Raw genomic sequence first — 14,665 nt, 5'->3', positions numbered from 1 at the left:
ACGGCGAGTGCGACGCCGCCTCCGGTCGATGGGCCCTTCATTGCCACCCCCCGCGTCCGTTCAGACAATCTCGACCCGCAGGCTTGGGTCGGATTCGGACTAAGAACCGCCCCAGCGCAATTGATTCAATTTAGCTCTCGACAGCAAGGTCAGTCTCTTGCGAATTCCATGCTTGCCGTCGCTACTGTTCAAATTTCTCAACCGCCACGTCGACCAGACATCACTTGGGGTTGCACTAGGCGAGCGATCCAACACCTCTTGGAGCACCTCGTGAAAACGGGCCTGTTCCTTCTTGCTGAGTTGCTCCGGAACAAGCACATCATCTGAGTTGTGGACTATCCTGTATTCAACTACTTGGACACCTAGTGGACCGAGGTGACCTTGAGGACCTCGAACCATGGCTGCCATTCTGTGATTTCCATCTAGTATGAATAGTCGATCCTCCAGTTTCAGGGTGACGACTTCTGCAATATGCAGACCACTGCTATTCGTCCTGAAGTTGAAGGTCTGGGCAATGTTGTTTATGGTAGCGCGCGTATCGTCCGGAAGTATATTAAACTTTCGGCCCACCTCGCGCAGCGCTATTGGCCTTGCGGATTTTTCATAAAAGTCGCAGAAATCCCCCTTCGGCGTAGCGTGCCAAACAGTTAACGCATCATTTTCCCCGAGCCAATCCACCGACCATTGACGATGAACCTTCAGCGCCGTGTCGCCTTTTTCGATTCCATCCCTTAGGGTGTCCCAATCGAGCATTGCGCGAATTTTCTCGTGCACGTCCCCTCTGTAATAGGCGGATTTAAAAGTTTTGAATGGGATAGACTCGCGGACCGCCAGACTTTTTTCTATATTTTCAAGCAGACTTCCCAAACAAGAATGGGCGCCCTCCACACTTCGCCGTGCGGATTGGTCGATCTCGGACAGGTCACTTCTGAAGGACTTGACACATTTGTAGATCTGACTCCAGTCGTCCTCCGCCCAAGTAGACCGTGCCCGCAGTCTCTCACTCAAATCTTTATCAATGCACCGAGAGGCTTCGCAGGCTGCCTCTAGAAACTCTTCCCTCGCCCATGGTTCAGAATATTTCAAGAGCGGCAAGCCCGATCTCGACTTAGTTATAACGGCCATCACTGCAGCCGAGTCGAAACTCTTTTTCACAGCTTCCAGTGAACCCCGTATTGAGGAAATCGTAGCCACCAGCGTAGCGTCAGCCAACGCCTGCTGCAGCGCTTGCTGCCGAAGTCCTAGCATCGCCGTAGCGATTGCAACAGAAACACCGAAATAAACTGTAGCTATAGCATCCCTGATCGACCAGGGATCGTAAATATGGAGCAGGGCGGCCACCAGTAGGAGCAACACGAATGGCCATACCAACCGAAACAGCGAGCGGAAATAGTTGCCCATAAATCCTCCGAAATGAGCTTAGTAATACCTATTCGAGTCGACACTACTGCACAATTCTAGAAACGATCAGCGCCCAGAAATATGAGCATATCTCCGTATTTCGATCGGGACACCCAATCTGACCGAAGAATGTTGAACCGGGTGCCCGTCCCCGACCAACCGGAGGGAGAGGAGGGAACGCGGTCTGACGAATGAATGACCGGCCGCGCGCCCCGGCGAGTTGGCGGCCACCACGCCGCCAAGGGAATGCCCCACGATGACGCTGCCGGGCGCGACCCGGCCCGCCACCTTGTAGACGAGTGAATCGAGGTCGGCCACGGCGGGAAGGTCCAGCGGCGTGGCGTGGTCGCCGTCCGGCAGCGCGCGCATCACCGGTCATTCCTCCGCCACCGTGGAGGCCGAGAATTGGTACGAGGTCGGCAATGGCCTCGAGGGTATCCACCCGGAACGCGGTCCGCGCCCCGCCCAGCCTCACTCCTCACAGAGGCAGAACGGATGCCCCACCGGGTCGAGGTACACCACGAACCGCCCGTCGGGGCTGGGCTGGTGCTCGTGTCGGCGGGCGCCCGCGGCGAGGACGGCCGGCTCTGAGTCGGCGATCGAGTCCACGTAGAAGTCGAGGTGCACCTGCGTGGGGACCGGGCCATCGGGCCAGGTCGGGGCGCGGAAGTCGGGGACGGTCTGGCACGCGAGCGCGACCGCGCCCGGCTCGCCCTCCGGCGGCACGACGTCGACCCAGTCCGAGTACTCGGCGTCGTCGCGAATCCGCCAGCCGAGCATCGCTGCGTAGAACTCGGCGAGCTCTCGAGCGTCGGGGCAGTCGAGTGCGACGACCACACGCCGCGCGGTGATCCCAGCCATGGCACCGCGCTACGACCTGCACTCCAGGCGCCTCAAGCACTCACGGACCGAGGCTCCTCCCGGCGGCCCGAGCTGGGGCGCTCCCCCGGTGCGCTCTGGGAATCGGCGACGACGACGAGGGCCCGCCGCCGCCCGAAGCGACCCGCACCTGGCGGCGCTGCGCCTGACGCAGGCGGGGATCGCGACCCACATCGTGGAGATGGGCCGCAGCTGGGACACGCCGGGGCCGGACGGCAAGATCTTCTCGGGGATGCTCAATCCGGACAAGCGCTCCACGTGGCTCTCGGACACCACCAGCCAGCCGGTCAGCAACTTCATGGGCTTCGGGATCGACAAGAAGGTGGAGCGCTACGTCGGGGTCCTCGACGCCGAGAAGTTCTCAGGGGTCAAGGTGTGCCAGGGCCGCGGTGTGGGCGGCGGCTCGCTGGTCAACGGCGGCATGGCGGTCACGCCCAAGCGCAGCCACTTCGAGCACATCCTCCCGAACGTCGACTCGGCCCAGATGTACGGCACCTACTTCCCGCGCGCGAACGCCGCCCTCGGCGTCAACCACGTCGACCAGGCGTGGTTCGAGTCGAGCCCCTGGTACCAGTTCGCCCGCGTGGGCCGGAAGACCGCGCACCGCTCCGGGTTCGCCACGACCTTCGTGCCCAACGTCTACGACTTCGACTACATGAAGCGCGAGGCGGCGGGTACCGCGCAGGCCTCCGCACTCGGCGGCGAGGTGATCTACGGCAACAACGCCGGCAAGAAGTCGCTGGACAAGACGTATCTCGCCCAGGCCGCCGCCACCGGCCGGCTCACCATCTCGCCGCTGCACCGGGTCACGGCAGTCACCCCGGCCACCGGGGGCGGGTACCGGGTGACGATCGAGCAGATCGACGAGCAGGGCACGGTGATCGCCACCAAGAACGTCACGGCTGACCGGGTTTTCTTCGCCCCCCGGCAGCATCGGGACCAGCAAGCTGCTCGTGTCGATGAAGGCGCAGGGCCTCCTGCCCAACCTGTCCAACCAGGTCGGCGAGGGCTGGGGCAACAACGGCAACATCATGGTCGGGCGCGCAAACCACATGTGGGACGCCACCGGCTCCACGCAGTCGACCATCCCCACCCTCGGGATCGACAACTGGGCCGACCCCACCGCGTCGATCTTCGCCGAGATCGCTCCCCTGCCGGCCGGACTCGAGACCTACGTGAGCCTGTACCTGGCGATCGCCAACAACCCCGAGCGGGCCCGCTTCCAGTTCAACGCCGCCACCGGCAAGGTCGACCTGACCTGGAGCGTGTCCCAGAACCAGCCGGGCATCGCCATGGCCAAGAGGGTCTTCGACAAGATCAACAAGAAAGAAGGCACCATCTACCGCACCGACCTGTTCGGCGTGTACAAGACCTGGGGCGACGACTTCACCTACCACCCCCTGGGCGGCTGCCTGCTCGGCAAAGCCACCGACAACCACGGACGCCTCCACGAATACCCCGGCCTCTACGTGGTGGACGGCTCCCTCGTCCCGGGCAACGTGGGCGTCAACCCCTTCGTCACCATCACCGCACTCGCCGAGCGGAATATGGACGCCATCGTCGCAAGCGATCTGCGGTAGGCGAGCTGCTTTCGAGCGGTTCCGTTTGGCATGGGCGACGCCGATGGGCCGGGCTCCCCACCGGGGTCAGGCCCGCCCGCGCGTGGTGGTGCAGGTGTGGAACGGCACGACGACGAAGCCTGACTCCCTTCCGGCCGGCCCGCTGCCCCCGGGTGGCGCGGAACCGGGGCAAGAGGGCTATTCAGCCGGAACCCCCTGGAGGCGGAGCGTCGGAGAAGGGAAAGGGCTCCAATCGTTCGGTCGCGGTGGACGTGGCCCGCCAAGGAGGCTGGCCTATCACCCCGGGAAGGCGAGATGAGCGGTCTGATCGAGCAGGGTCTGTCCAACGAGGAGGTCGCCGAAAGGTGTTACTTCTCGCCCAACAGCGTCAAGACCTACGTGAGCTCGGCCTGCCAGGAGATGGACGTGTCCACCCGCGCGCAGGCTGTGTCGTGGGGCATCGGGAACGGCATCAAACTGGACCGGTAGCGCTGGGAACGAGGACGACGACAAAGCCCGCCGACGCCCGGATCGACGCGCACCCACCGGGCTGCGCGGAACCAGCCGGGTCAGCCCGATAGGCCGCGGAGCCAGGCGCCGCGCCGAGCTCGTCGGCCAACTCGTCCGGTGCCTCCACCGGCAGTTTGTGTCCGGTCTCCGAGATCTCGACGTAGATCACGCCGTCCGCCTACGGTCTCGGCTTCGGGCGTCCGCGAGATATGGCGCTACGCGATGGCTCGCCGACGCGGCAGAACAGTGATAAGCGGGCACGACGGAGGCCCGCCCCTGCGAGCAGGGACGGGCCTCGAGTATGTCGTGGGGCCTTCCGCTCAGCCCCTGCCGTTGTTGGCGTCGGGGCCGGGCGCGGCTGCTGCCTGATTGACGGCGGGCATCCCCGGGATCGACGAACCGGCCGGGAGCTCGGGAAGGGGCGGAAGTTCGGGCAGGGGCGGGAGAACGACGCCCATGTTTGCGAGGGCGTCGGAGATCATCGGGGCGCCGATGACGGCCGCGGCGACCGAGCCACTAATGGCGACAACCGGCAGGAGCGCGCCGACGGACGCGGAGGGTGACGAGCCCGCCGAACCAAGGATAGTGGTCAGACCATCGTCGATGCCGAGTGAACCCGCGACCGGGGCATATGTAGAGGCGAGTGACCCCGTGGTCGGCTCACCGATCAGAGAGCCGGTTGTGTCGACCGAACCGGTGCCCGGTGCGGGATTGGAGAAGTCAGCTGAGCCCGAGGACGCATCGGCCACCGAGGCGAGCGAACCGGTAGTCGGCTCTCCGATCAATGACCCCTCGGTGTCAAGCGAGCCGAGCCCGGTAGCGTTAGCCGGCGGACGAACAGAACCGTCCTCGCCCAAGGAACCCAGGCTTCCCGGAGTAGACTCGGCACTGCCCGTGCTTCCGAGGATGCTTGAGGAGAGCGTACCGCCCTCATCCTCCGCGGACTGGGCACCGGCAACAGCCGTGCCGCCGGAAAGCGCAAGAGCGGAGGCAGCCGCAATGGCGGCAACTCGGGAAAATGTGGACGACATGAGTCGGTCTCCTCGTTTAGCGTTATGATCTGGCGGGACGCCCCGCAGTAGTCACCGGGGTCGGGTCGGCGGACGCGAGGGGCCGCCCCTAAGACGCGGCCCCACGGCCCCAGCGTTGAACGTTAACACGCCGCTAAGGTAACTGTCAGACTAGGCCCACCTTCGCATTCCGAACTAATCGTAGCCTCAGACACGAAAGACAATATGCCGCTGATCAGAGGCCACCCCCAAAAGTAAGCGGGTAAGAGCCAGTGGTGTCTGCGAGACAACCTTCCGCCGGGGGATGAGGGCTTCGGGCATGTCGCGATTCGCTGCTTCCAGGACCGGCCTCGCGTCGCCGCCCACTGATTCCAGTTGCTCCTACATGGATCTCCTGTTGGCCCAGACCAGATGAATCCCCGCTGCGCGCGGACGCGGTATCCACTCATCCTGCCGACGGCTCCGGCTGCCCTCTCGCATGCCGCTGACGCGGTGACCATATAGTTGTGAGGATGCCCGCCATAAAGTGGCCGCCGAGGAGCGGCGGCAACGTCGAACCAGGTCGTCGGGTCCGTGGGCATTCCCATTACCGAATCTCACCGTGGTTGCTGGTCGATGCAGCGATGTTGGCTGTCCTGGCAATCGTGGCGCTTCTCCTGCTCTTTGACTTCGAGATCGCCACGGCGATCGGCCACGTTCCAGGCATCCCGTTCAGTGTCACCGCCGCTGGGATGATTCTGCTGGTGTGGGCTCTGGGCCTAGCGTCAGGGTTGTACCGGGGTCGATTCGCCCCGGGGAGCGCCCATGAAATCACCGCCCTCCTCGCCGTTTTCGTGGGCTCGTCGCTCGCGGGCTTCATCGTCCTGGTTCTTGTGGGCGCAACGCCCGGTGTCCCCGAGTCGCTTCCTCTGATTACCGGGGCGTTCACTGCAACAGCTGCGCTAATTGCGCGATTCGTTGTCCGTCGTAACGAGCTCTTCGGTGCTGGGGCTAAGCGCACGGGGATCCCGGCAATAGTGTTCGGCGCTGGTTCCGGGGGATCCTGGCTGGTCAGTCTTCTCCGCAGGGGTTCCGCCTCCCCGTATGTCCCCGTGGCGATTCTCGACGACGACAGGTCCAAATTCGGCATGTTGGTCGATGGCGTCAAAGTCGTGGGAGGCCGCCTCCAGTTGCGTGCCGTCGCGGAGAAGTTCTCGGCCACTTCTCTGCTCATCGCTGCACCGAGCATCCCCGCCGATGACCTCGCGGAAATCCAGGATGAGGCAGCGGCACTGGGGCTGGAAGTGGTGGTGATGCCGACGATCGGATCGATCATGCGGAATCGATCAGATTCTGGGGAACTCACACGAATCGATGTCGACGATCTCCTCGGCCGGACCCCTGCCCACCTCAATTCCACGCAGATCGCCGATTCGATCCGCGGAAAGAAGGTACTCATCACCGGGGCCGGTGGGTCAATCGGTTCCGAACTCGCCCGTCAGATTTACCGGTTCCGGCCTTCCAACCTAATTCTTCTTGACCGGGACGAATCGGGGTTGCATAGCGTGAAGCTGACCCTGGACAGGCAGGCCATGCTCGACGGCGAAGACACGCTGCTGCTTTCGATTCGGGATTTCACGGCCCTACTCGGTGCTATGACCGCACACGCGCCCGACATCGTCTTCCACGCAGCGGCGCTAAAACACCTGCCGTTGCTCGAGCGCTATCCACTGGAGGCCCTCAAGACCAACGTCCTCGGCACGCACAACGTCCTCCGAGCCGCAGCGATCGCGGGAGTCACCACCGTCGTGAACATCTCCACCGACAAGGCCGCCAACCCCTCATCAGTCCTGGGGGCTTCCAAGCGCGTCGCGGAGCGGATCACTGCGGCGGTGGCACGGGACCACCCTGACCGCTGCATGGTGTCCGTCCGGTTCGGCAACGTCCTGGGGTCCCGGGGCTCTGTCCTGACCACGTTCGAACACCAGATCCTCGCCGGGGGGCCGATCACGGTCACTGACCCCGACGTAGCGCGCTACTTTATGACGATCCAGGAGGCGTGCAAGCTCGTCCTCCAAGCTGCTGCGATCGGCCGCAACGGCGAGACGCTGGTGCTGGACATGGGTGATCCCATCAAGATCGCCGACGTGGCCGACTCCCTAATCGCGCAATCCGGACGCACCGACATCGAGGTCGTGTACACCGGACTCAGAGAGGGCGAGAAGTTGGTAGAAGAGCTCCTTGATCACACCGAATCGCCTGTCAGTGGTGAGCGCCACGACGCGATTTCCATCGTTACCGTGCCACCTCTCGACACCGACACCGAGGAAGTTCTGAGCATTTCCGAACCCGAGACGGCGAAGCAATGGATCACCCGGCACGCTTACGAGTAATCCCTTTCGGCATCGCGAGTGTGACGACCGCACTCGTGTGTCCGCCGCTCGAACAACTGTCGCGCCGATATGGGGTTATGGACGTCCCTAACGAGCGCTCGTCGCACACGGTCGTCACTCCGCGAACCGGAGGTATTGCCTGCGCAGTGGGAATCCTCGCCGCGGACGCTTCAACGCGCGGGTGGTCCCGCGGAGGTCGCGCGGCTCGAGCGGCGACGTTCGCACTGGCCGGGCTCGGACTCGCCGACGACAAGGTGGGGCTCCGCCCCCTTCCGAGACTGGTCGCGCAAATCGCGGTGGGCGTCGCCTATGGTGCCGTCACCGCCGGCCTCCGTGGCGCTCTCGTGGGCGGGTCAGTGCTGCCGGCGACAGTCAACGCGACCAACTTCATGGACGGCATTAACGGGATTACCGCCTCCACCGTCGTAACCTGGGCACTGAACCATGGATTTCAACTCCCCAGTTCCCCAGTCCGCCGAGCGGGCGGCGCCTCTCCAGCCCCCATTGCTGGCGCAGCTCTCGGCTTCCTGCCATTCAACGCGCCCTCCGCGCGGCTGTTCCTTGGAGATTCGGGCAGCTACCTCTTCGGCGCCGCCATGGGCGCGACACTGATCGCAGACCTCACCGAACCTGACTCCCCCGGCGCCGCACGCGTCGCAGCCGCCCATGCTCCCTTGCTTGTCTACTTTGCTGATACTGGGTTCACGATCGTCTGGCGCGCCATGCGGGGCGCGTCACTTACCGAGGCACACCGCGAGCATATTTACCAAAGGTTACAGGCGTCAGGACCGTATCCGCACTGGGTTGTCAGCGCATTCATCGCTGGACTGAACGCGGTGTTGGCCGGCCTAATGCACGCGTTCAGTCGCAGTAGTTACCTGCGGAGTGACGGTGAACCTCAGTAGTGCCCCTTAGAGTGGTGTAACTCGGTGGCCGAGCCCGTCTACGAATCCGTGTTGTGCACGAATGTAGAGCGGCCACCGTGTGACACTTCGAGTCAACCGTCTAAAGAATCCTCGAGAAGTTATCACGATGACCGCTCCCCATATTGTCGACCCTGCAGGCCTGCTTAGCCATGCCCTCTCCGACGCGTTGCCGGATCTGATGCGTGAGCTGCTGCAGACCATGATCAACGCCCTGCTTTCGGCGGACGCCGACGCCGTGTGCGGTGCCGAGTGGAACGCCCGGTCCGCCGAACGCACCATCCGGCGCAACGGTTACCGGCACCGGCCCCAGGATACCCGCGTCGGCACCGTCGACGTCGCCGTACCGAAGCTGCGCTCGGGCAGCTACTTTCCCGAGTGAATCGCCCCGGGTTTGATGGAGACATCGATTACCCGGGAAGGGATTATCAGAACCATGGGAGCACCTCGCAAGTACCCGGATGAGCTTCGTGAACGAGCGACGCGGATGGCGCTGGAAGCATTGGCCGATCCCGATCGCTCGCATGGTGCGATCGTGCGTGTCGCCGAACAGCTCGGCGTGCACCGCGAAGCACTTCGCACCTGGGTGCGCAAAGCCCAGGCTGACGGCCAGGACGCTTCGTCGGTGTCCGCCGATCGCGACGCCCGCCTGGCGCAGTTGGAGAAGGAGAACCGCGAGCTACGGCGGGCGAACACGATCTTGAAGCAGGCGTCGGCTTTCTTCGCAGCGGAGCTGGACCGTCCACAGCGATGAAGGTCGAGTTCATCGACCGCCACAAGGACGAACACGGTGTCCAGCCGATCTGCGACGCACTGTCCGAGACCAGCGCCGCGATCGCGCCTTCGTCCTACTAGGCCGCCAAGTCCCGTCCACCGTCGGCGCGGTCGCTCCGCGATGCGCAGCTCACGGCGGCGATCACCACGATGTACGAGGAGAACTACCACGTGTACGGCGCCCGGAAGATGTGAAAGGAGATGGGACGCGCCGGCCACCAGGTCGCCCGCTGCACCGTCGAACGCCTCATGCGCGCCGAAGGTCTCAAGGGGGTCCAGCGGGCCAAGTCGCCGCGTACCACCCGCCCGAAGGCCGAGACCGAGCGTCCGGCTGACCTGGTGGAACGCAAGTTCGTTGCCGAGCGGCCCAACCAGCTGTGGGTCGCCGACATCACCTACGTCCGCACGTACGCCGGGTGGGTGTACGCGGCGTTCATCATCGACGTCTATTCGCGAATGGTCGTGGGGTGGCAGCTGTCCAAGAATCTGTACACCGACCTGGCTCTGGATGCGTTGAACATGGCGATTTGGCATCGCACCCACGCCGGCGACGACCTGGTCGGGTTGATCCACCACAGTGACCGCGGCGTGCAGTACCGGGCGCTGCGTTACACCGAGCGGCTCGACGAACAGGACCTGGTGGCCTCGGTGGGTTCACGGGGCGACTCCTACGACAACGCCCTCGCGGAGGCGTTCAACTCGCTATTCAAAGCCGAGCTGATCCGCAACCGCCACAAGGGGCCATGGCGAGACATCGACGACCTCGAGATCGCCGTCGCCGAGTACATCGACTGGTTCAACCATCGACGGATTCACGGCGAGATCGGCTACGTCCCACCCGCCGAATACGAAGCACAGCACGCGGCGGTCGAACCGTCACCTGAACCCGTCGACCACCTCGTCGACGCCAGATAACCACCCTCTGCAAAACCCGGGGCTTGACAACCCCCTTGCCGGCGGTGGCGTCGGCGAGCCGCAGGGAGGTGCCCTCGGTGATGATGACGTGGGCGTGGTGCAGTAGTCGGTCCACGGCGGCGGTGGCCAGGGTTTTGGGCATGAAGGTGTCGAATCCCGCGGGGTGCAGGTTGCTGGTGACCGCCAGGCTGCGGCGCTCGTAGGTGGCATCGACCAGGCGGTAGAACGCCTCCGCGGCGGCTTGACCTGCGGGCAGCATCCCAATGTCGTCGACGACGATGAGCTCGGCGCGGGTGATGCGGGCGATGACTTTGCCGGCGGAGCCGTCGACGTTGGCGCGTGCCAGGGCTTCGGTCAGCGATTCGAGGGTGAACCAGGAGACCCGCATGCCGGCGTCGATGACGTTGTGGGCCAGGGCCTCGACGAAGTGCGTCTTTCCGGTGCCTGAGGGGCCACTGATGGCGAGGTTCTCGGCTCGGTGGACCCATTCCAGTCCGGCGAGCGCTGACTGGGTCGGCGCGGGGATGGAGGAGTCGGCTTCGCGCCAGGAGTCGAACGTCTTGCCGGCTGGGAGTCCGGCGGCCTTGCGGCGGGCGGCTTTGGTGGCCTCGTCTCGCCCGCGGATCTCCTCGGCGAGCAGGACCCGCAGCAGTTCGGTGGGGTCCCAGCGTTGGGCCCGGGCGGTGGCCAGGACCTCGGGGGCGGCGGCCCGCAGGTAGGGCATGCGCATTCGTTTGAGTACCGCGGTCAGGTCCTCGGGCAGTGGCACCGCCGGCGTGGTGGTCGGTGTGCTCATCGGGCGGTGTCCTTTCGGGTGCCGAAGCCGGCCCAGGCTCCTGTCCCAGGCTGAGCGGAGTGGGCTTCGTCGGCGATGACCAGGTCCGCACCGGTCGCGCCGGTGGCCAGGTGCCGGCAGATCGCTGCGACGTCGCCGTCGGCGAACCGTCCGGCCGCGGCAGCAATCCCCAGTGCTTCGTCCACCTCGTCGGCGCCGACCAGGGCGGCCAGCTCGACGGCGTCGACCATCTTGGCCCGGATCCGCGAGGTCCCGGCGGCGGAGGCCTCGATCAACCAGGACTGGGCTCCATCGCCCAAGGCCAGGAACTCCTTCTCGGCCTGGGATCGAGCCTTGGGCCGGGGTGGGCGCGGTGCCCCGTCGGGCTCCTGCGGGTGATCGGGGTAGTGGCCCAGATCGATGCGCGGCGTGCCCGGGGTGGACAACTGGTGCCGCGCCACCTCGCAGAGTCCGCGCCGATCGGCGACCCAGTCCGGGGCCACGGGCAGCCGGTCGAGGTCGGCGACGATGACCAGGTCCATGCCGTCGGCGCGGACCCACACCTCAGCGCCGACCAGTCCCGGCGGGGTGGAGTAACGCACCGACCCGAACCGGATGGTCTGATCGGTGCCCACGGTGCGGGTCTGGCCCAGCGCCATGGTGTGGGGCGCCGCCGGCAACACGTGCAGACGCCGGCGTTCGTCGATCAGCGCCTCATTCGGGACCCTTGCCGACTCCCGATGCTTACGGGAGTTGACCTTGGCGCAGAACTGCTCGCATGCTGCCTCGAGCTCGGCGAACGAGCCGTACTGCTCCCGCAGGTTCGCCTCGGTGGGCACCACATCGGCCTTAGCCAACCGGACGGTGGACTCGGTGCCGCCCTTGGACTCCGGATCGAACGGCACACAGGTGTGCACCTGGGTGCCGTAGTGACGTGCGGCCTGGACGATCTGCGGATGACGCACCGGCACACCGGCGACGTGATCCACGCTGACCGTCTTGGCGTTGTCGGTCAGCACGTAGGTCGGTACCCCGCCCACGCGGCGCAGGGTCGCATCCAGGCAAGCGATCAGCGTGGGCAGTTTCTGGTCCCACACCGGGATGACCACCCGGAAGCGGGACCACGCCAACCAGGCGCAGAACAGCAACGTCGAGCGCAGGACCCCGTCCGGGCCGGGGACCTTCGGCCCTTCGCCCCAGTCGAACTGCAGCCACAGGCCCGGCTCGGTGATCCACGGCCGGTAGGTGCGCTGATGCCCGGCCCGCCACGCGGCCTTGACCTGCGCCACCGCCCGCCTGGTCGTGCGCTCAGTCCCGGTGAACCCCATCGCCACCAGCCGTTCGTGGACAATATCGGCGCGGACCTTGCCGTTGCCGCACTCGACCCACTCCTCGATCTTGGGCATGTACTCATCGAGCATCCGCGGACGGCGGCCCGCGCCGGTCACCGGACGCCCCTGGTCACGAGCGGCGACGTACCGCCGCACGGTCTTGGGATCCACACCCGCCAACTGTGCGGCGGAGTGCGCACTTTCAGTGGCGTCGTACGCCTCCAGAATTTCCATGATCTCCCTGTCAGACTTCTTCATGCGTCCCTCCGGTGGAACAGTGCTCGTGGTGGTCGAAGACCTCGAGCACATCCCCGGAGGGGCGCTCTTCGCGGGACCGACACGGCCCGATCCCTTGGCCACGGACAGGGAGATCAACTGACCGTCAGCAGGGAAGTACGTGTCCGTCTACAGGGAGATTGGCATGGCCGCTAGGGCGTGTCTCCCATAGCTGAGCGGTGACCCGCGAGACCGTGGCCGTATGGGACAGACGAAGTCACGATTTCGCCAGTTCACCGACGAGCAGTGGGAGCGGATAGAGCCCCTGCTGCCCTCCAATGAAGGGCGGCAGGGGCATCCGTTTCGCGACAATCGCAAAGTCGTCGAGGGGATCATCTACCGCTACCGAGCAGGTATTCCCTGGCGGGACCTACCCCGCGAGGAGTTCGGTGCGTGGCAGACCGTGTGGAAGCGTCACGCCCGCTACGCCCGGGACGGGACCTGGGATCGCATCCTGCACGTGATCCTGGCCGATGCCGACGCAGCCGGAAAGATCGACTGGAACGTCTCGGTCGACGCCACCATCTGCCGCGCTCATCAGCACTGCACAAATACAACGCGCCCTGAGCAGGACACAGGGGGCAGGGTCGAATCACAAGAACCGGCCCTTCCGGGACTGTGAATGAACCCGCAGGTCACGGCATCGGTCGCTCGCGAGGAGGGCTGACCACCAAGATTCACAGTGCTGTCGATGGCCGCGGCCGACCGCTGGCGAACGTGATCACCGGTGGGCAACGAAACGACGGCGCGATGCTGGCCGAAGTCCTGGCCAAACAACATCCACGTCCCACGCCACGGCAAGGGCCGACCCCGCACCCGCCCCGACGCGGTAATCGCAGACAAGGCCTACTCGTCCGGCACGATCCGACGCCAGCTCCGCAGTCGCGGTATCGCCGCTGTCATCCCGGAGAAAAGCGACACCATCGCCGCTCGCGAACGCCGCGGCAGCCGCGGTGGCCGACCCCCGAAACTCGACACTGGCCTCTACAAAGACCGAAACGTCGTTGAACGTTCCTTCGCTCTGGCCAAGCAATGGCGAGCGCTGGCCACCCGCTACGACAAACTCGCGATCACCTACCGCGCTGCCGTCACCCTCTGCGCAATTCTCACCTGGCTACGCCGATTGGGAGACACGCCCTAGCAGACGCGGGGATGCTCTCGGCGGCCAACCTCAACGCCCTCGAGGACGCCGGCCTCTCGTTCATCGTCGGCTCCCGCACCTCCAAAGCGCCGAAGGAGCTCGAAGACCACTTCGGGCACCGCGGCAACGCGATCGCCGACGGCGAGACCGTGGAGCTGACCCGACCCATGGGGCAAGGCCGCGACCGCCGAGACCGCAGAGTGGTGTGGCACTACAAATGGGAGCGTGCCCAGCGAGACCGTCGCACGCTCAATGCGCAGATTGACCGCGCCCAGCGAGTGGCCGACCGCGCCGAACCGTTGAAGAAGCAACGGTTCGTCAAGCTCACCGGCCAGAACGTCACTTTGGACGAGGCTTCGATCGAACGAGCTCGTCAGGCGGCCGGCTACAAAGGCTATGTCACCAATATCGACCCGGTGATCATGGACGGGCAGGCGATCGTCGCGGCGTACCACGCCCTGTGGAAGGTCGAGCAGTCCTTCCGCATGGCCAAATCCGATCTGAAAGCGCGGCCGATCTTCCACCGGACCCGGGACTCAATCGAAGCGCACCTGACCGTCGTGTTCGCCGCCCTTGCGGTCGCCCGCTACCTGCAGAACATCACCGGCACATCGATCAAGAAGCTCGTCGGAACCCTCGAACCCCTGCGCACCATTGTCGTCGCCATCGGCGAACACGAGATGGTCGTCGAACCGACCGTCAACGAAGACGGCCGAAACCTCATCGACGCCATCAACGCGGGTCACTAAAAGTTGTGGAACTCAGGACTGGGGCTACTCGAAACGCCTGAAAGCTGCAC

Annotated in this window: 11 protein-coding genes and 4 pseudogenes; 9 read left to right on the top strand and 6 right to left on the bottom strand. The window is 64.9% G+C overall.

What is annotated here, in order from left to right:
- Positions 1 to 99: 99 nt before the first annotated feature.
- The 3 genes from CK206_RS19665 to CK206_RS14995 form a co-directional block, all read right to left on the bottom strand.
- A complete protein-coding gene (locus tag CK206_RS19665; RefSeq protein WP_143337751.1) occupies positions 100 to 1,401 on the bottom strand; it encodes a hypothetical protein in 1,302 nt (433 codons plus the stop codon).
- A 66-nt stretch (positions 1,402 to 1,467) separates the two neighbouring features.
- Positions 1,468 to 1,773, bottom strand: a complete 306-nt coding sequence (locus CK206_RS20175) for a hypothetical protein (RefSeq protein ID WP_216824143.1) — start codon at positions 1,771 to 1,773, stop codon at positions 1,468 to 1,470.
- A 99-nt stretch (positions 1,774 to 1,872) separates the two neighbouring features.
- A complete protein-coding gene (locus CK206_RS14995) occupies positions 1,873 to 2,262 on the bottom strand; it encodes a VOC family protein (RefSeq protein WP_096906876.1) in 390 nt (129 codons plus the stop codon).
- A 977-nt stretch (positions 2,263 to 3,239) separates the two neighbouring features.
- On the opposite strand from CK206_RS14995, the gene CK206_RS14980 reads away from it, so the two are divergent.
- On the top strand, positions 3,240 to 3,860 hold the full coding sequence (locus CK206_RS14980; RefSeq protein ID WP_254050704.1) for a GMC oxidoreductase: 621 nt from the start codon (positions 3,240 to 3,242) through the stop codon (positions 3,858 to 3,860).
- A gap of 195 nt (positions 3,861 to 4,055) precedes the next feature.
- On the top strand, positions 4,056 to 4,328 hold the full coding sequence (locus CK206_RS14975; RefSeq protein WP_371607106.1) for a helix-turn-helix transcriptional regulator: 273 nt from the start codon (positions 4,056 to 4,058) through the stop codon (positions 4,326 to 4,328).
- A gap of 341 nt (positions 4,329 to 4,669) precedes the next feature.
- On the opposite strand, the gene CK206_RS14970 is transcribed toward CK206_RS14975, so the two are convergent.
- On the bottom strand, positions 4,670 to 5,380 hold the full coding sequence (locus CK206_RS14970) for a hypothetical protein (protein WP_143337750.1): 711 nt from the start codon (positions 5,378 to 5,380) through the stop codon (positions 4,670 to 4,672).
- Between the two features lie 491 nt (positions 5,381 to 5,871).
- On the opposite strand from CK206_RS14970, the gene CK206_RS14965 reads away from it, so the two are divergent.
- The 4 genes and pseudogenes from CK206_RS14965 (at position 5,872) to CK206_RS20795 (ending at position 10,343) form a co-directional block, all read left to right on the top strand.
- Positions 5,872 to 7,731: a nucleoside-diphosphate sugar epimerase/dehydratase gene (locus CK206_RS14965; RefSeq protein ID WP_143337749.1), complete on the top strand. Its 1,860-nt coding sequence runs from the start codon at positions 5,872 to 5,874 to the stop codon at positions 7,729 to 7,731.
- Positions 7,704 to 8,636: a glycosyl transferase gene (locus CK206_RS20800; RefSeq protein WP_096906869.1), complete on the top strand. Its 933-nt coding sequence runs from the start codon at positions 7,704 to 7,706 to the stop codon at positions 8,634 to 8,636. Before CK206_RS14965 ends, CK206_RS20800 begins: the two co-directional genes overlap by 28 nt.
- A gap of 127 nt (positions 8,637 to 8,763) precedes the next feature.
- Positions 8,764 to 9,033 (top strand): annotated as a pseudogene (locus CK206_RS14955) (transposase); the annotation flags it as partial.
- Between the two features lie 57 nt (positions 9,034 to 9,090).
- Positions 9,091 to 10,343, top strand: a pseudogene (locus CK206_RS20795) (IS3 family transposase).
- Between the two features lie 25 nt (positions 10,344 to 10,368).
- Here the strand turns inward: CK206_RS20795 and istB are convergent.
- Together istB and istA are read right to left on the bottom strand one after the other, a co-directional pair.
- A pseudogene (istB, locus tag CK206_RS14940) lies at positions 10,369 to 11,139 on the bottom strand (IS21-like element helper ATPase IstB); the annotation flags it as partial.
- Entirely contained in the window at positions 11,136 to 12,707 is a 1,572-nt protein-coding gene (gene istA / locus CK206_RS14935; protein WP_173674803.1) for an IS21 family transposase, read from the bottom strand. The pseudogene istB and the gene istA, both read right to left, overlap by 4 nt.
- Between istA and CK206_RS19905 the strand changes: the two genes are divergently transcribed.
- From CK206_RS19905 to CK206_RS14925, 3 genes and pseudogenes are all read left to right on the top strand, one after another.
- The gene (locus CK206_RS19905) at positions 12,682 to 12,828 is read left to right on the top strand and encodes a hypothetical protein (RefSeq protein ID WP_159981165.1); all 147 of its coding nucleotides are present in this window, start codon (positions 12,682 to 12,684) and stop codon (positions 12,826 to 12,828) included. The two genes, istA and CK206_RS19905, sit on opposite strands and share 26 nt — an antisense overlap.
- Before the next feature lie 99 nt (positions 12,829 to 12,927).
- Positions 12,928 to 13,866, top strand: a pseudogene (locus CK206_RS14930) (IS5 family transposase).
- Positions 13,867 to 13,877: 11 nt separating this feature from the next.
- Entirely contained in the window at positions 13,878 to 14,615 is a 738-nt protein-coding gene (locus CK206_RS14925; protein ID WP_254050615.1) for a transposase, read from the top strand.
- Positions 14,616 to 14,665 lie beyond the last annotated feature (50 nt).

The sequence above is a fragment of the Dietzia sp. WMMA184 genome (genome assembly GCF_002441635.1).
In the GTDB taxonomy this organism is placed as follows: Bacteria; Actinomycetota; Actinomycetes; order Mycobacteriales; family Mycobacteriaceae; genus Dietzia; species Dietzia kunjamensis.
Note: the sequence above shows the minus strand (reverse complement) of the source record. Positions and strands in the feature narration are given on the sequence as shown.

Coding starts and splice junctions, on each gene's coding strand:
- CK206_RS19665 (WP_143337751.1), bottom strand. CDS start 1,401: ATGGGCAACTATTTCCGCTCGCTGTTTCGGTTGGTATGGCCATTCGTG.
- CK206_RS14995 (WP_096906876.1), bottom strand. CDS start 2,262: ATGGCTGGGATCACCGCGCGGCGTGTGGTCGTCGCACTCGACTGCCCC.
- CK206_RS14980 (WP_254050704.1), top strand. CDS start 3,240: ATGAAGGCGCAGGGCCTCCTGCCCAACCTGTCCAACCAGGTCGGCGAG.
- CK206_RS14970 (WP_143337750.1), bottom strand. CDS start 5,380: ATGTCGTCCACATTTTCCCGAGTTGCCGCCATTGCGGCTGCCTCCGCT.
- CK206_RS14965 (WP_143337749.1), top strand. CDS start 5,872: ATGCCCGCCATAAAGTGGCCGCCGAGGAGCGGCGGCAACGTCGAACCA.
- CK206_RS20800 (WP_096906869.1), top strand. CDS start 7,704: ATGGATCACCCGGCACGCTTACGAGTAATCCCTTTCGGCATCGCGAGT.
- CK206_RS19905 (WP_159981165.1), top strand. CDS start 12,682: ATGATCTCCCTGTCAGACTTCTTCATGCGTCCCTCCGGTGGAACAGTG.
- istA (WP_173674803.1), bottom strand. CDS start 12,707: ATGAAGAAGTCTGACAGGGAGATCATGGAAATTCTGGAGGCGTACGAC.
- CK206_RS14925 (WP_254050615.1), top strand. CDS start 13,878: ATGCTCTCGGCGGCCAACCTCAACGCCCTCGAGGACGCCGGCCTCTCG.